This window comes from Chryseobacterium sp., from assembly GCF_019236175.1.
In the GTDB taxonomy this organism is placed as follows: Bacteria; Bacteroidota; Bacteroidia; order Flavobacteriales; family Weeksellaceae; genus Chryseobacterium.
Genome location: NZ_JAFAJM010000013.1, coordinates 1 through 19,342, shown reverse-complemented (window position 1 = coordinate 19,342; position 19,342 = coordinate 1). Strand labels below are relative to the sequence as shown.

20 protein-coding genes and 1 pseudogene are annotated in these 19,342 nt (G+C 35.7%); 6 read left to right on the top strand and 15 right to left on the bottom strand.

Annotation, left to right across the window (positions count from 1 at the left end):
* Positions 1-222 precede the first annotated feature (222 nt).
* The 4 genes from JO178_RS10190 (at position 223) to JO178_RS10175 (ending at position 3,770) form a co-directional block, all read left to right on the top strand.
* The gene (locus JO178_RS10190; RefSeq protein WP_291935011.1) at positions 223-1,506 is read left to right on the top strand and encodes an NAD(P)/FAD-dependent oxidoreductase; all 1,284 of its coding nucleotides are present in this window, start codon (positions 223-225) and stop codon (positions 1,504-1,506) included.
* Between the two features lie 17 nt (positions 1,507-1,523).
* Positions 1,524-1,931, top strand: a complete 408-nt coding sequence (locus JO178_RS10185) for a hypothetical protein (RefSeq protein ID WP_291935010.1) — start codon at positions 1,524-1,526, stop codon at positions 1,929-1,931.
* A 296-nt stretch (positions 1,932-2,227) separates the two neighbouring features.
* Positions 2,228-2,695: a PA2169 family four-helix-bundle protein gene (locus JO178_RS10180; protein WP_291935009.1), complete on the top strand. Its 468-nt coding sequence runs from the start codon at positions 2,228-2,230 to the stop codon at positions 2,693-2,695.
* 151 nt (positions 2,696-2,846) lie between these two features.
* Positions 2,847-3,770: a YihY/virulence factor BrkB family protein gene (locus JO178_RS10175; protein WP_291935008.1), complete on the top strand. Its 924-nt coding sequence runs from the start codon at positions 2,847-2,849 to the stop codon at positions 3,768-3,770.
* Positions 3,771-4,133: 363 nt separating this feature from the next.
* Here the strand turns inward: JO178_RS10175 and JO178_RS10170 are convergent, their stop codons facing one another.
* From JO178_RS10170 to JO178_RS10105, 14 genes and pseudogenes are all read right to left on the bottom strand, one after another.
* Complete coding sequence (locus tag JO178_RS10170) at positions 4,134-4,673, bottom strand: CinA family protein (protein WP_291935007.1); 540 nt, start codon at positions 4,671-4,673, stop codon at positions 4,134-4,136.
* Positions 4,674-4,838: 165 nt separating this feature from the next.
* Complete coding sequence (locus tag JO178_RS10165) at positions 4,839-5,426, bottom strand: ferritin-like domain-containing protein (protein ID WP_291935006.1); 588 nt, start codon at positions 5,424-5,426, stop codon at positions 4,839-4,841.
* Positions 5,427-5,489: 63 nt separating this feature from the next.
* Positions 5,490-6,308: a KGG domain-containing protein gene (locus JO178_RS10160; protein WP_291935005.1), complete on the bottom strand. Its 819-nt coding sequence runs from the start codon at positions 6,306-6,308 to the stop codon at positions 5,490-5,492.
* Between the two features lie 188 nt (positions 6,309-6,496).
* Complete coding sequence (locus tag JO178_RS10155; RefSeq protein ID WP_291935003.1) at positions 6,497-6,718, bottom strand: hypothetical protein; 222 nt, start codon at positions 6,716-6,718, stop codon at positions 6,497-6,499.
* Positions 6,719-6,920: 202 nt separating this feature from the next.
* On the bottom strand, positions 6,921-7,544 hold the full coding sequence (locus JO178_RS10150; protein WP_291935000.1) for a hypothetical protein: 624 nt from the start codon (positions 7,542-7,544) through the stop codon (positions 6,921-6,923).
* Between the two features lie 27 nt (positions 7,545-7,571).
* Positions 7,572-7,853 (bottom strand): annotated as a pseudogene (locus JO178_RS21510) (DUF6766 family protein).
* Between the two features lie 112 nt (positions 7,854-7,965).
* Positions 7,966-8,718, bottom strand: coding sequence for an SDR family oxidoreductase (locus JO178_RS10140; protein WP_291934996.1), 753 nt, complete (start codon positions 8,716-8,718; stop codon positions 7,966-7,968).
* 11 nt (positions 8,719-8,729) lie between these two features.
* The gene (locus tag JO178_RS10135) at positions 8,730-9,524 is read right to left on the bottom strand and encodes an SDR family oxidoreductase (protein ID WP_291934994.1); all 795 of its coding nucleotides are present in this window, start codon (positions 9,522-9,524) and stop codon (positions 8,730-8,732) included.
* A 5-nt stretch (positions 9,525-9,529) separates the two neighbouring features.
* The gene (locus JO178_RS10130) at positions 9,530-10,030 is read right to left on the bottom strand and encodes a nicotinamide-nucleotide amidohydrolase family protein (RefSeq protein WP_291934992.1); all 501 of its coding nucleotides are present in this window, start codon (positions 10,028-10,030) and stop codon (positions 9,530-9,532) included.
* A gap of 56 nt (positions 10,031-10,086) precedes the next feature.
* Positions 10,087-11,253 carry a zinc-dependent alcohol dehydrogenase gene (locus JO178_RS10125; RefSeq protein ID WP_291934990.1) on the bottom strand — a complete coding sequence of 389 codons (1,167 nt, stop codon included), beginning with the start codon at positions 11,251-11,253 and terminating at the stop codon, positions 10,087-10,089.
* A gap of 165 nt (positions 11,254-11,418) precedes the next feature.
* Positions 11,419-11,685: a CCC motif membrane protein gene (locus JO178_RS10120; protein WP_291934988.1), complete on the bottom strand. Its 267-nt coding sequence runs from the start codon at positions 11,683-11,685 to the stop codon at positions 11,419-11,421.
* A 60-nt stretch (positions 11,686-11,745) separates the two neighbouring features.
* Positions 11,746-11,898, bottom strand: a complete 153-nt coding sequence (locus JO178_RS10115; protein WP_291934986.1) for a hypothetical protein — start codon at positions 11,896-11,898, stop codon at positions 11,746-11,748.
* Positions 11,898-12,509, bottom strand: a complete 612-nt coding sequence (locus JO178_RS10110) for a DUF4142 domain-containing protein (RefSeq protein ID WP_291934984.1) — start codon at positions 12,507-12,509, stop codon at positions 11,898-11,900. Before JO178_RS10110 ends, JO178_RS10115 begins: the two co-directional genes overlap by 1 nt.
* 54 nt (positions 12,510-12,563) lie before the next feature.
* Positions 12,564-14,708, bottom strand: a complete 2,145-nt coding sequence (locus JO178_RS10105; RefSeq protein WP_291934982.1) for a catalase — start codon at positions 14,706-14,708, stop codon at positions 12,564-12,566.
* A gap of 1,110 nt (positions 14,709-15,818) precedes the next feature.
* Here JO178_RS10105 and JO178_RS10100 point away from each other — a divergent pair.
* Positions 15,819-16,022, top strand: a complete 204-nt coding sequence (locus JO178_RS10100) for a hypothetical protein (protein ID WP_291934979.1) — start codon at positions 15,819-15,821, stop codon at positions 16,020-16,022.
* Between the two features lie 559 nt (positions 16,023-16,581).
* Here the strand turns inward: JO178_RS10100 and JO178_RS10095 are convergent.
* Positions 16,582-17,394, bottom strand: a complete 813-nt coding sequence (locus JO178_RS10095; RefSeq protein ID WP_291934977.1) for a hypothetical protein — start codon at positions 17,392-17,394, stop codon at positions 16,582-16,584.
* A 1,515-nt stretch (positions 17,395-18,909) separates the two neighbouring features.
* Between JO178_RS10095 and JO178_RS10090 the strand changes: the two genes are divergently transcribed.
* The gene (locus JO178_RS10090; protein ID WP_291934975.1) at positions 18,910-19,125 is read left to right on the top strand and encodes a hypothetical protein; all 216 of its coding nucleotides are present in this window, start codon (positions 18,910-18,912) and stop codon (positions 19,123-19,125) included.
* The last annotated feature ends 217 nt before the right edge of the window (positions 19,126-19,342 follow it).

Here is a 19,342-nt window from a genome sequence, read left to right as displayed (position 1 = left end):
TTTAAAATACATTGTACATTCATTCTAATTTTTACGTCCAAGAATAATAATGATTTTACCAAGGGCAAATATTTAGAATCAATCGGTTTATAAATTCTAAATTATGATTATCAATGTTTGTGTATCTCCGTTTTTATAAAAAGTACCACAAATACACTTTTTAATGTAATTGGTCTTATTATTGGATACATTTTAGTACATCAATCACAAAAATATCCTTTTATGAAAAAATATATTGTCATCATAGGAGGAGGTTTTGCAGGTATTAATTTCATCAAAACTATTGCTAAATCTAATGAATTTAGCATCACATTAGTTGACCGAAATAATTACCATTTTTTTCCTCCGTTAATTTATCAGGTAGCTACTGCATTTATTGAACCTTCACACATCAGCTATCCATTCAGAAAGTTATTCTCAGATTATACAAATATTCGGTATCATATGGGAAGTTTTCTTAGTATTGATACAAATCTTCAGATTATAGAGACTGACAACGGTAAAATAGCCTATGATCATGCCATTTTTGCGCTGGGAACCGAAACTATTTTTTTTGGGCTAGATCATGTACAAGAGTGCGCATTACCTATGAAAACCATTAATGGAGCCTTATATATTAAAAATCACTTACTGCTGAACCTTGAAAAAGCTTCAAGAAATCAAGATGAGAATAAAGCAGAAAGGTTACAGAACATCGTGATTGCAGTGGGTGGACCTACCGGAGTTGAACTGGCAAGAATGATCGCAGAGATGGGTGCTTTTGTCGCAGAAAAGGAATATCCTGAAATTGAACTTAATCTCTCCCATCTTTATCTGATCGATGCGCTCCCCTCATTGCTCGCTCCTATGAGTGATGCTGCAAAAAAAACAGCATATGATAATTTAAAAAGACTCGGCGTTAATATTCTTCTTAACGTTTCAGTAAAAGATTACGTTGAGGGAAATGTAATACTATCAGACGGAAGAAAAATAAAAACCGAAACACTCATCTGGACCTCCGGGGTAATTGGTTGTGAAGTATTGGGTATTCCCGAAACGAGTATAGGTAAAGGAAGAAGATTATTAGTTGATGAATACAACAGAGTTTTAGGGTTTAATAATGTCTGGGCATTAGGAGATATCTGTTTGCAGTTAACGGATAAAAATTATCCTAAAGGACATCCTCAGGTTGCTCAGGTTGCTCAGGTTGCTATTCAACAAGCAAAATTAGCCGCTAAAAATTTTATAAAACTCCATCATCAGAAACCTCTACAATCTTTTGTGTATAAAGACAAAGGCAGCATGGCTATTATTTCAAAATACAAAGCCGTGGTTGATCTGCCTAAGTTCTCTTATACAGGTTTTTTCGCATGGCTTACCTGGCTTTTTATACATATCATTCCCTTAACAGGCTTTAGAAACAGAGTAAGGCTTGCCTTGGAATGGTTCAGATTATTTATAACCAATAATCCTTCTATAAGAATGATTTTGCAACCTGGCAAAAATGGTCAGAATAATAAAAATTAACTTTTAAAATACATATTATGCTTAAGAAAATGTTATCAGGTTTAGGCGGAGCTATCGCACTTAACCTACTCCACGAAATCGTCAGAAAAAATTTTGACAACGTACCACATATCAATGAGGTGGGCGAAGAAGCGTTAAAAAAAGTAACCGATTCTACAGCACTTGAAATTTCTGATCCTGATAAATTGTATGCAGCAACTTTAGCGGGTGACATCGTGAGCAACGCTATTTACTATGGAACCACAGCAACAAATCATAATTTCGCAAGCGGAATTGCAGCCGGAATAGGAGCCATTGTTCTTCCTCAAAAAATGGGTTTGAATGATCATCCTGTAGCAGAGAATAATAAAAAGAAATTCATGACCGTCGGATACTATATTTTCGGTGCAATGGTTACCAAATTTATCTATGATAAAATTAAGTAAGACTCATTACCTCTGCTCGCAGGGGTAATTTTTTTACCATGTAAAATATAAGAATAAGACTTATAAATACTTCAGTATACAGCAAATGATCATTAACATTTTAATACTGTGTTTTTAAAAATAACACTTTTATGTGTATGACAATAATTAATAAACTGCTGTTCAAATAATTAAATCCCAGATCTAATGGATTTACACATTATCCGTTTGTGAATTCTATAAAAATAAAGTCATAACATACCACAAACCAAATAGTATAGGCATATTTATTGTTCAATCATTCAAAAATATTCAGTATGGAAAATAATAAAACAATTTCAGCACTTAATAAATTACTTCATATTACCAATGACAGAATTAAAGGTTTTGAAAGTGTAGAAGGAAAAGTTTGGGAAAGCTATTCTGATCTAAAGGATGAATATGATAAAATGATCTCCCAGTCAAAGATAATGAAAAATGAAATCATCAATCTCATTACTGAAAGAGATGGAAATCCTGATGAGGAAGCATCATCACTGGCTGGTAGTCTACACCGGACCTGGATCGATATTAAAAATTCCATACCGACAAGTAATAGTGATAAAGAAACCTTGGAGAATGTAGTTTTTGGTGAAAAGCATGCCATTGAAGCATACGATAATGCATTGAAAAGCGGTGATCTTTGCAGCGAAAGTTCAAAGATAATTGCGGAACAGTTGAGACAGCTGCGCATATCTTACCATCAGTTCAATAACATTGAACATTATAAAAAGAAAGATGAATAATCTGTTTCATATCTAAGAAACTCTATCATAATTTTCACAGACTAATTTAAGAATCGGAAGTGATCTCCAAGTAATAGCCTTTTGGTTCTGTTTGTTTCACATTGGTAAGTAAAAATTATATACCTGATTTTTACCGGTAATACTATACATCATGAAAGCAATTAATAATTTTTGGGAAATACTTAAAGGGACATACAAGGACTGGAGTGCACGGGATCTCGGAACCGAGGCTGCCAGCTTAGCCTATACCGCAATTTTTTCGATTCCTGGGCTCTTAATCATAGTTATATGGCTTACGGGTATATTCTTTGGTGAAGAAGCGGTACGGGGAGAAATCACTAAACTTATCGGGAGCATGATGGGGAAAGATGTTGGTAAAAGTCTTGAAGAAATGGTCGTAGCCGGCATGGTGGATAAAAAGAACATCGTTATGAAAATCATTGGAATCGTTACGCTTGTTTTTGGGGCAACTTCACTTTTCTTCCAATTTCAAAAATCCCTCAATAAGCTGTGGGATATCGTGGCAACTCCTAAAAAGGCTTGGGAAAAATATCTTCTCGACCGTGCGAATTCTCTGGGGATGATTATTGTCATTGCATTTCTTATGCTCATTACCTTGCTGCTAAGTTCTTTCATCGGTCTTGCTAACGATTGGGTTATCCACCGTTTCGGGTTGGAAACCCTGGTTTTGGTGAGTATTATTAATATTGTTGTAGGCTTTCTGGTTACACTATTTCTTTTCGCAGCAATGTTCAAAATTCTGCCGGATGTTGAGTTACAATGGAAATCCGTATGGGTTGGAGCTGCAGTAACAGCTGCACTGTTTACACTTGGAAAGTATATCCTTACTTTTTATTTTGAAACGTTCAATCCCAGTTCAGCATTTGGTACTGCCGGGACTGTTATTTTACTATTGTTATGGATTAATTATACCTGTCAGATTATTTTCTTTGGTGCAGAATTCACTAAGGTCTACGCTAAAAAAATGGGGCATCAACTTAAACCTTCAAAACATGCAAAATGGAGCCCGCAAATAGTATCTAAAGAAGACTCGAAAAAATATAGTAACTGCTGAAAAAACTCCTGATAAAACGGTGAAAGATTCGACGATTTAGTTTCGAAAACTTAAAATAAAAACCATGAATAGTTTTTACTTTTTTTTAAAGTTAACGTTTAGCGTCATATTTCTCCGACGAGATGCTTCGCCCGGTAAACAGAGAAAACTGTCAAAACAAAATCTAAAACTTGGAGTTTATGATCAGGAAGGAAAGCTCCTGGATAAGTATGAGACGTATTTTGAAGGTCCATTTAAACTGCAATTTTAAAATAAATTGATACGGATTGAACTTTCTAAGACCATATTCTTTAAAATTGAAGACTGTCTTGCAAAGTGTGTAAGTTAAAAGTCAGGCTTTGATTTTATACTTATCTTTTCTTTTTATAATGTTGATCTGTCGTTAGTTTCTTTACTGTTCAGGATAAGGGTCAGTTTCAACTGGCTTAGAATTTTTTTTAAAATCTCTTCCGTGTAATATAACTTTACAGAAAGAGGGCTAAATTTATTTTTATAATTATTGAACTCTATTTTATCTGAAAAGACAATCTGCCTCTTATACAGAATCGAGTAATAGACATAAATTTCAAATACAGAATGTCTTTCCGGTGTACAGTATCCGGATGTAGCAATACACCAATCACTTTCAAACATTGTGGATGCATAGAGTCCTAACTTGTCAGCAATAAGGCTTGATACACAATTAGAATTTTTGATCTCAGAAGTCTCTACCTTCAACAGTTTCACTATTTTATCAGGACTATGTACCGTGATACCGCCTTTATAAAATAATTTTGAATTAGTCATTTCCGAAAATGCAAGCTGCATCGCACCAGCGGTAACACTTTCTGCAAGAGAAATGGTTTGATCACAACTCATAAATTCTTCATTGATTTGTTCCAAAAGGATCTTGTTAAATTCCATGATACTTTTATAATATAGATTTTACCTAATTAAAATTGATCTGTATTTCATTAATGTATTAACGAACTTAGGGTAATGTTTATTCTTTAAATGAAGACGCTGCTTTATATTATTGAAAACAAGCCACACACTATCAGCTGTATGGCTTGTTTAAATTTTATATGTTTAATCTTCTTGCTGAGCATCAAAATTAATGTTAGTTTCTGCAATCTCCGTAAGGTTGTAATCTGTATCTTCTTCCTCCTGCAGTGTTTTTTCTAACAGCTCAGCAGCCTTATCGTGTCCCATAGTAATAGCAAGTTGCGTTAAGCCTCCATAGCTTGCGATCTCGTAATGTTCTACCTTCTGCGCCGCGATTATCAGAGCTGCATCTCTTGTCATCGTGCCTTCTTCCGTAGATTTAATGATTTCTTCGCCTTCCTTAATCAATCCATCCATTGCTTCACATTTTTTCTGCTCCGGACTCTCATTAACGAGTTTAAAAACTTTCTCCAAGCGGCTTATATGCTTTTTAGTCTGTAACTGATGATCCTCAAAAGCATCTTTAAGCTCTTCGGTTGTTGCTGCGTCATGCATAGTCTGCAACGCATCTACTAATTTATGCTCAGCGTAATAAATGTCTTTTAGTGCATCTACAAAAAATTTATGCAGCGGAGCATTTTTCATCTCATTTTCTTTTACTGTAGCATTGTCTACTGTCATTTTTTTGTCAGCAGCACCGGTTGTCGTGTTTTCTGTTGTTTTAGTTGCCATATGATAATGGGATTTAAAAGGTTAAAAGGCTGCCCCTTTTTCACAGAGACAGCCTAAAAAGAATTATGAATTACGTCTGCCTCCGAATCCGGATCTGCCGGATCCTGAAGATCTTCCACCACCATGAGAAGCCTGACCTCCCATTCTGGCTATTCTTGTACGTTCAGATTTACTCATTGAAGCAAAACCTCTTTTTGATGTTCCCCCTCCTGAATTAGAACCTCTGTTACTACCTCCTGAACCGGAGTTAGAATTAGAGCCACGGCCGCTTCCTGAACTGGAGTTTGATCCACTGCTATTTCCTGAACCGGAGCTTGAACTACGCCCTCTTCCTGAGCTGCTGTTGCCACCCGATCTTGAATTGGAGTTTCTTGAGCTTCCTCCGCTATTTGATCCTGATCTTCCTGATCCTGAATTTGATCTTGATCCTGAGCCAGATCCCGAAGATCTTCCGCTTCCTCCTGACCTAGATCCGGAGCCAGAACGGGATCCTCCACGAGAGCTGCTTCCAGAACTTCCTCTTCCACCAGAAGTAAATCTTCCCTGACTATCCCTGTTTTGACTACCTCCTCTATTTCCTCTGCTTCCGCCTCTTGAACCTCTGCCCCTATTATCATCATCGTCATCGTCGTCATCATAGTCATCATAGTCATCGTCGTCGTCATAGTCATCATCATCGTCATCATAATCTTCGTCATCATAGCCTCCTTCCTCATCGAAATAGTCTTCAAAATCTGAGAAATCATCATCGTACTCCTCATCCTCACTTCCGTCGTTATAACCATGCTCATAACCTAATTGGTACGCTTCTTCAAGCATTGACTGGTCATCATCTGATGAATTTCTGCCTGAACTTCTGTTGTTTGAATTTCTAGTGTTCATAAATTTTACTTTTTGAAATTAATATTTAGTGATGTACCGCAGTCCTTGACTAGTATCAGACTACAGTCAGTTTATTTTTAATGTTTAGACAACACAATACCCGCACACCGTAGAAACAGTGTGAAACATAATTGAATAATACTTTTAGTTATTCTATTATTCTGTAATAAGTTAAATTATATGTGTCCTTATTTAAAGCTCACGCCAGCTGAATCCTTCATCTTAATAGTGGCAACACTATCATTTGGATTTCTTGATGTAATACCTGTTGTGTCTGGCCGTGTAGAATTTGTATTCATTGAATCTATAGCAGATGAATCAGCAGTAATTGGTGGCGCTGTTTGTACTTCTTTTTTACAACTGATTGTCAAAAGCCCTAGAAGAAGAGCTAAAGAGATTATTGCTTTCATATAACATATTTTAATTTGGTATATCAAAGCTACAAGCTCAGGAAAGCAAATCCTATGACAATGATCATAATTGATTCATAAATTTTATTAAATTTTACTCTTCACCTATTTATATGATAAGAAAGAATAAAATCACTCTAATATTTTTTAGATAGTAATTTATTACTTTCTTTAGAATTAATACGATTTCAAAATCTATATATCACCAGGATCGAAACTCAACTAACCCATCTGTCAAAATTTTCCATTGAATTTTTGAAATTCCCACCATCCCTCCAAGGGCAATAGCTAAATTCCTTGCTTTGTCTGCGATTTGAGCATCCATATTGGGTGTCTCGTTACGTCCGTAAATACCTGCTTTTATAAAATCTTTCCCTCGTGCTATAATAAAGGTAGAGCTTGCATCTCCCGTGTAAAAGTGTGCGGTGTGCATATTTATTTTACCCGGTATCCCCGATGGTTTACACTCAATAATCAGCTGCTCCAAAATTTCATTATTGGCAGATAAATTTTCATACATATCTGTTATCTCGACCCAATCAAACCCTCTTACTTCAAAATTGCCCGGCCCCGGAATATCAATCCTAATGAAATCTCCTTTTTCAGGTAATCTCTTTTTTAAATTCCCATTTTTATCGTGCAGTTTAAAATCCGCACCAACTCCACTAGCATAATAATTCCAGTAATTTACCGACAAAAGGCGATCTTTTAAAGTCTTATACAAATCAACTATATCTTCAAAATCTTTAGCTAAACGAATACTTTCCGTATCGTGAAAACTTCCTTTTTCTTGCAGGGGTATCCCTGTGATCAATTGTGGCTTCATGTCGTATTTTTTTGTGTAACTAAACATTTAATTTTCAATATGTGGCATATCAACTGGTTTTGATTCCGGAGAACCTTTTTCTCTGAGCCAAATTGAAAGGATAACCAGCGAAGCAACTGCTAAAAACTAACTCTGCCAGTTTTGAAACGACTCAAACCAAAAACGGGCATCATACAAATATTCCTGAATTGGCATCACAGGCAGTTCTTTAGCAATCTGCTCACCACTGTATTCTTCATAGCTTCCATAAAAATGACAGGTAAAACTGATAAGAAAAGAATACTTTGTTGCAGGAGGAAACCATACCACAGTAAAACCAAGCTGTTTTAAATAACCCACCTTTTCTTCAAACTCATTCCATAAATTCTAGGAATGGTACCAATGAAAAAACTGAATCATTACTCCGTTCATAACCCATAATTTAACCGTTGACAATGAGCCCACCGTTCGGATGGAGAACCTGCCCCGTCATCTGTGCTGAAGCATCGGTAGCTAAAAACAGATAACTTGAAGCAATCTCATCCGTATTAGCATTTCTTTCCAATGGAGGCTTGCTTTGATCGTCTTCTTCTTCACCAAAAGTTTTCTCAGTAAGGGGTGTCGCTACCGGTCCAGGTGCTACTGCATTGACCCGAATTCCTTTATGTTTCGCCTGTAATGCCAGCGATCTCGTAAAAGAAACAATTGCCCCTTTTGTAGCTGAATAATCTAATAATTCTTCATGCCCCATATAAGCCACTGCAGAGGTCGTATTAACAATGGAACTCCCTTTTTTTAAATGGGGAAAAACTTCCTTGGTAAGTAAAATCATTCCAATGATATTGGAATTAAATGTCTTTCTGATGTTTTCTTCTGTAAGGTCAATAATATTATCTGCAGGAATTTGTATTCCCGCATTGTTTACCAAAATATCAATTTTCCCAAACTCAGTAAGTGTTTTTGAGACGGTTACTTTACAAAAATCTATATCATTGATATCTCCGCCAAAACATATAGCACGCCTGCCTAGCGCTTCAATTTCCAATTTTGTTTTTTCTGCATCTTTTTCGTCTTTATAATAGATAAACGAAATATCAGCACCTTCTTTGGCAAATAATAAGGCAATTGCTTTACCTATTCCGCTGTCTGCTCCTGTAATGAGCACTGATTTATTCTCCAATTGCAACCTCTCCATACTATTAAAATTTATACATCCTGTGGTTCCTGCATTTTTCCCATACGATATGCTGCCATGCTATCGCTTGCCAGATTAGACATGGCTACCGTTAATTTATTTTTCAACCCCGAGATTATTTTATCCTCTCCTTTCATCAGAGCTTCATAGCCATCTTTAGCCACTTCTTCCGGAGTGCTGAAACTCTCTTTATCTTCCATAATCTTACTTCTGTTCATCTGGGCTTTGTTGAAAAAATCCGTATCGGTCGGTCCTGGAAGAAGTGCCGTAACGGTAATTCCGGTATCTTTTAACTCTTCACGAATCGCCTCAGACCATGATAAGATAAAAGCTTTACTTCCATGATAAACTGATTGCCATGGACCGGGTGCTTTACTTGCGATTGAAGCCAGATTCAGTATTTTTCCTGATCCTTTGCTGATACGATCCTTTAGGAAAAGTTTGGTTAAAATCAGAACTGCATTTATATTGAGCCTGACAATATCCAATTCCCGATGTATATCTGTATCTTCAAATTTTCCATAGAAGCCTTGTCCTGCGTCATTCACCAATATTTCCGGGCTAATATCGTTGAGTCTAAGTTCGGCATACATAGAAAAAACATCATCTTCTTTAAAGAGATTTTTTGCCTGGGTTACCACCTTAACACCATATTTTTTAAATTCATTGGCTTTTTCAAGCAGTTGATCATGACTGCGCGATACAATAACCAGATGGTAGCCATTTTTTGCGAATAATTTCGCCAGTTCATATCCGATTCCACTGGTTGCACCGGTGATCAGTACATATTGATTTTTGATTTCCATATCGTTTATTTTAAAATAATCATTTGATTGAGTTCACATTTAAAGCATCCGAGAATAAATTCCGCGTAATACAGCTGGGCTGTTGAAACCTTTGTTTTATGGTGCAGTTCCAGTTTTTTGGATAAAATGATTTCATTTTTGTAGGCGAATGAAAAATGCGCGAAAATTTTTTGATCCGATTCTTTCACAGGAGTTGCATATCCCGTAACAGATATTCCCCAGTCTGTATTGAATAATGCACTAACATTCAACGCCATTTCATCGGCAACTTCCTTAGAAACACAATCACACTTTATCGCTTCCTGCGCATCAACTTTCAAAAGTTTTACTTTTTCCTCAAGAGTATAGGCGGTTATGCCGCCTTTAAAAAATTCAGAGGCATCTTTCATCTGCGAAAATGAAAACTGCAGGCAGCCAGCAGTAACACTTTCTGCCACAGAAACTGATTCATGGGCAGATTTCAGTGCCCCGCCGATATAATCCAACAAAGACTGTTTAAATTCCATGAGAATACATTTTAATTAATTAAGAATACGTCTCTCCTAATACTATGGAGATTTACTTACCTCCAGGGATCAAGCACGACTTTTACACATCCGTCCTGCTTTTTATCAAATATTTCATATCCTTTTGCCACCTCATCAAGGGAAAGGCGGTGCGTTATGATATCATCGAGTTTTACCTGCCCGGTTTCCACATATTTCATTAATTTATCAATGATTGCATGAACCGAGGATTGCCCCGCTTTAAGCGTAACGCCTTTATCAAAAAGCTGACCTACCCTAAAATTGTCATAATTCATCGGATAGACTCCTAATATGGAAACAAAACCTCCGCGTCTTACTCCACTCATACACGCATCCAGCACTTTGATAGAACCTTTTTCAAAATTGACAACTGCCTTTGCTCTATCCATCAGATTTCTGTCCGGTTCAAAACCTACAGCATCTATGCATAAATCGGCACCTCTGCCATGGGTCATGCTTCTGATTTCGTCAACAGTCTGTTTAGCGTCTTCCCAAAGAATGGTTTCGCATCCTGTAAGATTTTTTATCTGGTCCAGTCTATATTGAAGGGTATCAATAACAATTACTTTTTTTGCATGATGAAGAATAGCACTTTTTACGGCCATTGATCCCACAGGCCCTGCACCGAAAATGGCTACCGTTTCTCCACCTTTAAGTTCCGCCCACATTACGCCGGTATACCCCGTAGGAAAAATATCGGTAAGAAAAAGCACCTGTTCATCGGTCAATGAATCAGAAACCTTTCTAGGTCCGAAATTAGCATAAGGAACTCTCACATATTGTGCCTGCCCGCCATTATACCCACCATACAGATCGGTATAACCAAACATTCCACCTCCTTTTTCAGTAACCAAGCCTCCTTCGGGACCATAATTTTCTATATTGGAGTTTTCACAGCCTGATGGTAGATCATGCTGGCAGAAATAACACCCTCCGCATGCAATCGGAAATGGTACAACAACTCTGTCACCCGCTTGTAGATGATGAATGTTTTTTCCTACTTCCTCCACAATTCCCATAAACTCATGTCCCATTACCATAGGACGCGGCTGAGGAATTCCTCCCGAATACATGTGAAGGTCACTACCACAGATTGCGGTGGAAGTTACACGAAGAATGATATCATTTTGATCTTCAATCTTTGGGTCATCGACGGTATCACAGGTAATGTTACCCGGTGAATGAAAAACTGCTGCTTTCATATTGTTATATTTTATAGTTTATACGTTATCCATGTGTTCATCAGGCTTTATAAAAGCTGCGATGACCATTTCAAATGATAATATAATTAAAAATGGCTGATGCGAGACCTGGATAAAGTTTTTTATACTTCAGCTATGGTAAAGGATCTCCTCCTTCCTAAACAGCTACAGGTAGTGTATCGACAATAAATACATGAGGCAAAGGGGGGGTAAAGTAATCCCGAGAATGCTTAGCATTCTTCCTGTTTTTAAATTGTCGAAATTGGAGTAACCTCCTTTATTTTTATCGTATACTCTTTTATCTCTTCTGTAAAGAAAAAGAGCGATGCCTCCGGTAAGTCTTCCCGGGATTCCATAACAGCAGCATAAGGCTACAGAAGAAATTCCGAGCACTAGCAAGGCTGTGGCAGTGGGTAATTTGGAATTCCTCATAATGATAGATTTTGAAACCAGTAGATTATTCCAGTAATAAAATGCAGCCGGCATTAATGATTACACACTGTCTTTATGAACATTAATTTTCTGGGTTATAAATAATTTAAACCATCGAACCGTCAGCATCAGATTTTCAGAAACAATATAAAGTCCTTTCGAATAATATCCGATAACCCTTTCAAGGCAGATTACCGGATATTTATTCGACATTATTTTACAGCATCTTTTGCTTTTTTAGATTCCATTAAATGATGATCTAAAGTGGGAAGTGTTTTAGTGGCAAAATTTTTCAGAGAGGATTCGGAACCGTCAGCAGCTTCTTTCTTAAAATCAGCTATTGTTTTTTCATGATCCTTAACCATCATATCGGTATACATACGATCAAAATCAGCTCCTTTTTTAGCTTTAAGATCATCATATTTTTTCTGTTGGTCTGCATCTAAGCCGGTAGGCAAATTGTAAGCCGTTTTAGAAGCCCACTGCTTTAATTCTTCGTTGGCTTTGGTGTGATCCCCTACCATCATTTCACCCAGTTTTTTAACTGTTGGGTTGGTCGCATTTTGGGATACCAATTCTCCCGCCATCACTTCCATCATTTCTCCTTTTACTGCTGCATCAGCAAATTTTCGATCCTGATCATTTAATGATGTTGTTTCAGAAGACGTTTGGGAAGTTGAAAGAGAATCTCCAGGCATTGTATCCGAATCAACAGGAGCAGACATTTCGCTGTGATCAGCTGTATGATCAACAGTAATGGTTTCTTTTTTGTTACACGCCGTTATTGCAGCAATGGCTACAATGATTAGAATTGTCTGTTTCATAATATTTTAATTTGTTGGTGTTGATATGAATGCCAAGTAGTTCTTACTCATTTTTTATACTAATCCGTTTCTTTCTTTTTCAAACTGCCAAACCCTGTGATTAGCTATCGCCTCAACAAATAAATCATCAGAATTAGCATCTTTAGCAGAAATTACTCCAGAATCATCATGTTTGATCGATGCCACATCTGTAAGCTTTTTGATTACTTCAGTATCATATCCAAAGTAAATGGCTTTACAGTGACGGAATGCTTCATTAATAAAATCAACCGTCATATTTTTATTTCCAGGCTTTACAAAGCCTTCTGCAGATTTTGCACCGCCGCAGATATACAGAGCATCAAAGCAAACACTTGAAGTTGTAGATAATGAATGATCCGGAATGTACGTCTGGCCGTCCGAAGATTTTACCGGTGCTACGGAATCAGCAATATATTGTACAACTGCACCCTGCCCTTCTAATTTTTCTATTAAATGATCGGTAGAAGCAGCATCAAACCCATCAGTCATCATAAAGCCAATTATACGACTCTCAATGGTATCTTTAACGGTATTGGCCATACTCAGCGCTTCTGAAAATTTTAAGGAAGGTTCAGTTTCCGCACTTTGGAGACTTGCCGGATCGGCATCTGCAGGAATACTTTGATTGGGCTGATCGAGAATTTTAACCTCAACACCTAATCTGGATGCCACTTCCTGTGCCAAATCTTTGTCTACAAAAGTTAGCTGACCAACCATTCGTTCTCTGATGGCAGGAAGCGTTACTTTTGAAAGCTCAAAAACCAATGCATTTTGCAGATGCGTTTTTTCAAAAGCAGACTGACTGTTGTAAAATAATTTTGCCTGAGAATAATGGTCTACAAAGCTTGAGCTTCTTGCCCTTACTTTATGACCTTCCAACCGCTCCTCCTGGGAGACGAAACCTCCCTCTTTCATCATGGCCTGAAACGGACAGCCACCGCCTATTGAATTGGGTTCGTAACTTACTTTTCCTTTAACGATCTGCTGACGCATGTGTCCGTCACGCTGATTATTGTGAATGGTTGTAATGGACGTGTTGATCGGAATTTCATGAAAATTCGGAGATCCCAATCTGGTAAGCTGAGTATCGGTGTACGAGAAAAGTCTTCCCTGTAAAAGAGGATCATTGGTAAAATCTATGCCGGGAACAATATGACCGGGATGAAATGCTACCTGCTCTGTTTCTGCAAAGAAATTATCGGGGTTTCGGTTTAAGGTTAAAGTTCCTACAAGCTCCACAGGAACAAGCTCTTCCGGGATAATTTTTGTAGGATCAAGGAGATCAAAATCAAATTTGTGTTCATCTTTTTCAGGAACTAGCTGTACCCCCAAATCCCACTCAGGGAAAGCTCCATTCTCAATGGCTTCCCAAAGGTCACGTCGATGGAAGTCAGGATCATTTCCTGAAATCTTCTGTGCTTCGGGCCACCCCACCGAATGAACTCCCAATTTGGGTTTAAAATGAAATTTCACAAAGTGTACATCGCCCTGTTCATTGATAAATTTAAACGAATGCACACCAAAACCTTCCATCATACGGAAGCTTCTCGGAATCGCACGGTCACTCATCAACCACATGATCATGTGGGTACTCTCTGGCATTAATGAAATGAAATCCCAAAAAGTGTTGTGAGCCGAAGCAGCTTGTGGAATCTCGTTATCTGGCTCAGGTTTTACCGCATGGATCAGATCTGGAAATTTTATAGCATCCTGAATAAAAAATACTGGCATATTATTACCTACCAGGTCATAAACACCTTCTTCTGTATAAAATTTTACAGCAAATCCTCTTACATCACGAGCCAGATCTGTACTTCCTCTGCTTCCGGCAACGGTAGAAAAACGCACAAATACAGGAGTCTCTTCCTCGATATTGTTTAAAAATTTAGCTTTTGTATATTTTGCCAGACTTTTATTTAATTTAAAAACACCATGAGCACCGGAACCTCTTGCATGAACTACTCTTTCCGGAATTCGTTCGTGATCAAAATGAGTAATTTTTTCTCTGAGAATAAAATCTTCAAGAAGAGAAGATCCTCTTTCGCCTGCTTTCAGAGAGTCCTGATTGTTATTGATCTTTAATCCCTGATTAGTGCTCAGTTTTTCGTTGCTGTTATCCGTTGTATGGTCTTGAAGTTGATCACGCTTCTGGTTTGATCCTAAATTTTCATTTTCCATATTTCTTGTTTTACGATTTGATGTAGGTGATATTGATTAAGTATTTAATGTACTGTATCAGATAATGGGATATAGCAGATTATCTTAGGAGGATTATCCAACTCATTATTATATTTTGAAGAAAGTTTCTTTTGTAAGAAAAGAGAATCAACTAACCGGGCCGTGCCTATTAGAAAACAAAGTGCATTACCTTAACTTTACATAACATATTATAAAAAAGTAAGCCGCACAGGTTAATCTGTGCCAGTATTTTTGTAATTGGTGTTCATATAATCTTTATTTTGATGGTGTATTTCAAAATTACAAATCCATAAAAATCTACCCTATGACTTAAATCATATAGCAATAATTTATTGTAGTAATACCTATGAAAAAATTATAAATATTAATTGCCGAATTATCTATTCCAGGTATAAAAGAATATGCTTTTTAAACTCTTTAATGTGGTTAAATTTATTCCAATCATCAGATAGCATATAATGATAAAGTAACAGGCAAACCAGCAATAGGAGATTTTATTACTAACATAAAAATCACACATCTTGTAAATAATGGAAATGAAATACGTATTAAGGTTATCTGCAAAGGCTCCGATCTTACTAAAGATATAGCTAGAAGATTTACTAAATATGATGGTTTTTTAAATATTATCAATATTATCAAGATACTGTACCTATCCTTGGAGATACGGCATTAAATCTTTTTAAAACAGCAATTATAAATAATGGTTACTACTGGGATAAACCACTCAAATCATAGTTTTAGAGTAAACGCTATGTTGGATTTGAAAGGATTGAGGAATCATGCGATCATGAAAAATGTAATGATGCAGAATCCTATACCTTCAACCCTGAGAAAACTTTAATATTTGAAATACTGTAAAGATGAAGGCAAAAGTCAATTATAATGCTAAAGGTACTTGGTTAGAACCTTACATTGGTCAAGAATTCGAAGTTTTAAATGAATCAAGATATTATATTACTATCGAATTTGATTATGGAAATAGCGGCTCCCGATTAAAGAAGCTTGAAAAGAAATATTTTAATTTCATATGTAATTAATTACGGAAAACCACAATTTAAAACCAAACAACAAAAGTAAATTAGTAATATGAAAATCTCTTCACAGAATGACTTGATTCTTGAAATCATAAAAGCTCTGAAGTATAATTCTTCCGGAATAGGACTGCGGCAAATGTATGATGTTAAAATATTTAGAGGCCCCGAAACATCGAGTATTGAATTTACTCCAAAAGAAGGGCGCGAAATTAATCCCCGGGATTTCTTTTATCTAGGCCTTGATATAAAATACTAATATATGTATGTCTACGGTCTTCTGCAATGACACAATAACTAATGAACTAGTTAATGAAGATAGAAACACATTCTTTGATCAAATAGCCAAAAAAAAATATTTCCTTTAACAGCCTAAATATAAAACGAATTATTTTTCAAAAAAAAACAACAACTGATACTCAGTTGTTGTTTTTGCCTCGATTCTGAATGAAATTTTAATAAAGATATTAAAAAAACTCTTTATTCGACTCCTTTCTTAATAGCTTTTATTATAAACCAGTTGGGAATGAAACTAATTTACTGTACCGAAACAGCCATCAATTCCGATCATAAAAATTCAAGACGGCTGTTCAGTACATTTTAAAAACTAATTAATAAAAATCGTAATTATCACAAATTTACGCTGTAATTTCTCTTGTATATTGTTAATATTATTGCGATACTTCTTAATTTCATTCAATTCATTATTTCCTCTCTGAATTGTCTTATAAAAAACACTGAAGGCAATGTTGTTTGTGGATATTTGTGTTATTAGAATATTTATTGATTTATTGCCTGATTTGGGAACTTCAGCGAAATTAATCCCCGATTCTAAAAATAAGTACCTGTGTAGAGGTTGCAGCAAGCGTCATCCCTGCTCCTCCACAGTTACCAGATTGTCCTCTTCCGAGAGTGAGTGTCCACGTTCTGTTAGCGGGAACGGTGGTTGCATAAGTGATTGCTCCACCATGATTAGAAAGAGATCCTTCTGAATGTGCTGCTGTACTGTGAATTCTTGAAGTTGTAGCATTGAGGGGAAAATCTACAAAATATGAACTGATAGTACATCCTGTTGCACTGTGTGTTGCTTCATATACAAAAGTAATCTGATAAGTTCCTGCAGGAAATGTAACAGTACTTGTTGCTGCATTAAACGTCATTCCTGGAATGGTATTTTTAACCACAGACATTGGAACTACCTGCGATCCTCCAGCACCCTGTGCTTGTAAAAAATTAGCTTGTGCAGTTTCAAGCCTAAAAACTGCAGGATTAGGAATAGAAAGAGCTCCCAAGGTACCAATACTTTTTACCACACCGGTAGCATCGAGTACCATAAGAGGATCAGTAGTAGTATTTCCAACTCCTACACCTTGCAAACGTAACGGATCTGTAGCATTGACATGAAGTTTGTTAGTGGGAGCTGTAGTGCCAATTCCCATGTTTCCTGTAGCAGTAACCGCCACATCATTTGCTTGTTGTGCAACCGAAGGCACTCCGGTAGCGGGATTGTCTTTAGCCGCATCAATATTAAAAACACCCTGAGGATTAGTAGTTTGAATACCAACCTGAGCATTTAAAAAAAAGAAATTACCTGCGAAAAGCAGTAAACAATAGATAGGGATTTGTTTCATATTTCATGATTTTATGATTAGATTTTATATAAAAACTGTTTAAGTAAGAATTTTTGCAATTTGATTTAAAATTTTCATTAAATAATATGTAATCTAAATCAAACAATAAATCACTCACTGGAGTTATATATTATTTCAAATAAAAATACTCATTTCAACAAATTCTATTCTTAACAAAAACAAATATATAATTTTAACGAATATAAAACAATAACTTATATTAAATTAAAAATAACAATAAAAATATAATCAAAAAAACAAATATTTTTCAATACAGCCAAAAATTTATAATTATAAAAAAAACAACATACCATATTTAAAAATAAAAATAATTTAAATATTCAAAATATTTAAATATAAAAACTAATAATACAACCCACAAAAGCTAAAATAAATTAGTAATAAACAGTTCAATTTTTACTCAAATCCTTTATCTAAATTTTCACCTCTCATGTAAAATTCTATATACTTATCGCATAGTAAATGCGTAAGGTATGATTTCTCCTGTGTTTTGGCTCTATGAATACTTCAACTCTACCATTTAATAACATGTCCATCATATCCCATTTACGGATCTTGTGATTATATTGAATGTACACTTCACTTAAAAATGCTTCTTCTTTTTATCTTCCTGAAATTCCACTATCAATATTTCTTGATCAGGATGCGGTGATTCTTTAACTATACCTCGTATTTGCATGTTACAAAATTGATACATTTTTAAAGTTTAATGAAATCGACATCAATATACTTTGTATCAATTTTCATTTATACTGAAACCATGCGCTTTTTCAGAAAGAAATAATTAGAGAACAAATCAACATGTTTAATACGACAGAACTTGACGTGTTAAAAAGCTATCAACAAAAAAACCTCCCAGTAAATTGAGAGAAAAAGTGTAAAAATAAATTATAAGTTAAATGACTTGGTGTTAAAAAAACTATAAATAAATACTGTTTATTGGTATCAACGCTTATGCCATATTAATCCCTTATTTATGAAATTTTTATTTTTGTGGCACATTTTATAAAAATAAGACCTCCCGAAGGAGGCAAACATACATTAAGTAGAACTTTAAAGTTCAATTGCTCTAATATACAAAAACCTCCCAGGGCATAGGAGGCTGAATACATATAATTCGAAATATTAATTAAATCGAATATTTAAAGATACATAAAATAAATATCACCACCTAGTGATGTGGTAGGTGATTTGACAATATACTTATGTTTAACTTTGACAAAACAAATTAAAGTTATGGCCTTAAACGTAGAAAGACTTTTAGAAAAAAAAGGTATTAATAAAGCAAAACTTTCTGAACTTTTGGGTAGAGGTGACAACAGAAGTTTATGCAACAAACTTGTTAAAGTCTCCTTCTTTAGCTAGTGTTGAAAAGATAGCCGAAGCTTTAGAAGTTGATATTGTGGAGCTCTTTGATCCGGTAGATGAAGAAAAAAATACGAAAGGACGAGAAAGGAAATGAAATAGTAATAGGATATCTTAAGAAGTAATCAAATGCGAACACTGAACTTTACAACTGAAAAACCAAAGGAGTTTGGATATTATTTTGTAATATGGCAGAATGGTGATGCTGCAGTTTTGATTTATGTAAATTACCTGTTAATCGATGGTGATGAATTTTGGACCTGGGGATATGATGATAGTGATGACCCCGAAGAAATAACTATTGATATCCTACATCCTGAGTTATCCAATTTTCTCAGAGAATAATCGAGGAATAAGAAAAAAATAAAAAAGCCTCGGAATACGGGGCTTTTCGATATAGTATTATTTAGTAATGTATTTCAAAGAAAGGCTGATTAAAAGAATTTAATCCATCCTGAATGTAACTTTATTGTTTTGTCAAAATAATTTCTTTTGGTAAAGGCTCAGGCCTTTGATCAGCTGGTTTGCCATGATAAAAACAGTCTGGCTCAATAAGCTGGCT

Excerpts from the sequence above, each read along its gene's own strand:
- JO178_RS10190 (WP_291935011.1), top strand. The coding sequence starts at position 223 with ATGAAAAAATATATTGTCATCATAGGAGGAGGTTTTGCAGGTATTAAT.
- JO178_RS10185 (WP_291935010.1), top strand. The coding sequence starts at position 1,524 with ATGCTTAAGAAAATGTTATCAGGTTTAGGCGGAGCTATCGCACTTAAC.
- JO178_RS10180 (WP_291935009.1), top strand. The coding sequence starts at position 2,228 with ATGGAAAATAATAAAACAATTTCAGCACTTAATAAATTACTTCATATT.
- JO178_RS10175 (WP_291935008.1), top strand. The coding sequence starts at position 2,847 with ATGAAAGCAATTAATAATTTTTGGGAAATACTTAAAGGGACATACAAG.
- JO178_RS10170 (WP_291935007.1), bottom strand. The coding sequence starts at position 4,673 with ATGGAATTTAACAAGATCCTTTTGGAACAAATCAATGAAGAATTTATG.
- JO178_RS10165 (WP_291935006.1), bottom strand. The coding sequence starts at position 5,426 with ATGGCAACTAAAACAACAGAAAACACGACAACCGGTGCTGCTGACAAA.
- JO178_RS10160 (WP_291935005.1), bottom strand. The coding sequence starts at position 6,308 with ATGAACACTAGAAATTCAAACAACAGAAGTTCAGGCAGAAATTCATCA.
- JO178_RS10155 (WP_291935003.1), bottom strand. The coding sequence starts at position 6,718 with ATGAAAGCAATAATCTCTTTAGCTCTTCTTCTAGGGCTTTTGACAATC.
- JO178_RS10150 (WP_291935000.1), bottom strand. The coding sequence starts at position 7,544 with ATGAAGCCACAATTGATCACAGGGATACCCCTGCAAGAAAAAGGAAGT.
- JO178_RS10140 (WP_291934996.1), bottom strand. The coding sequence starts at position 8,718 with ATGGAGAGGTTGCAATTGGAGAATAAATCAGTGCTCATTACAGGAGCA.
- JO178_RS10135 (WP_291934994.1), bottom strand. The coding sequence starts at position 9,524 with ATGGAAATCAAAAATCAATATGTACTGATCACCGGTGCAACCAGTGGA.
- JO178_RS10130 (WP_291934992.1), bottom strand. The coding sequence starts at position 10,030 with ATGGAATTTAAACAGTCTTTGTTGGATTATATCGGCGGGGCACTGAAA.
- JO178_RS10125 (WP_291934990.1), bottom strand. The coding sequence starts at position 11,253 with ATGAAAGCAGCAGTTTTTCATTCACCGGGTAACATTACCTGTGATACC.
- JO178_RS10120 (WP_291934988.1), bottom strand. The coding sequence starts at position 11,685 with ATGAGGAATTCCAAATTACCCACTGCCACAGCCTTGCTAGTGCTCGGA.
- JO178_RS10115 (WP_291934986.1), bottom strand. The coding sequence starts at position 11,898 with ATGTCGAATAAATATCCGGTAATCTGCCTTGAAAGGGTTATCGGATAT.
- JO178_RS10110 (WP_291934984.1), bottom strand. The coding sequence starts at position 12,509 with ATGAAACAGACAATTCTAATCATTGTAGCCATTGCTGCAATAACGGCG.
- JO178_RS10105 (WP_291934982.1), bottom strand. The coding sequence starts at position 14,708 with ATGGAAAATGAAAATTTAGGATCAAACCAGAAGCGTGATCAACTTCAA.
- JO178_RS10100 (WP_291934979.1), top strand. The coding sequence starts at position 15,819 with ATGAAAATCTCTTCACAGAATGACTTGATTCTTGAAATCATAAAAGCT.
- JO178_RS10095 (WP_291934977.1), bottom strand. The coding sequence starts at position 17,394 with ATGAAACAAATCCCTATCTATTGTTTACTGCTTTTCGCAGGTAATTTC.
- JO178_RS10090 (WP_291934975.1), top strand. The coding sequence starts at position 18,910 with ATGCGAACACTGAACTTTACAACTGAAAAACCAAAGGAGTTTGGATAT.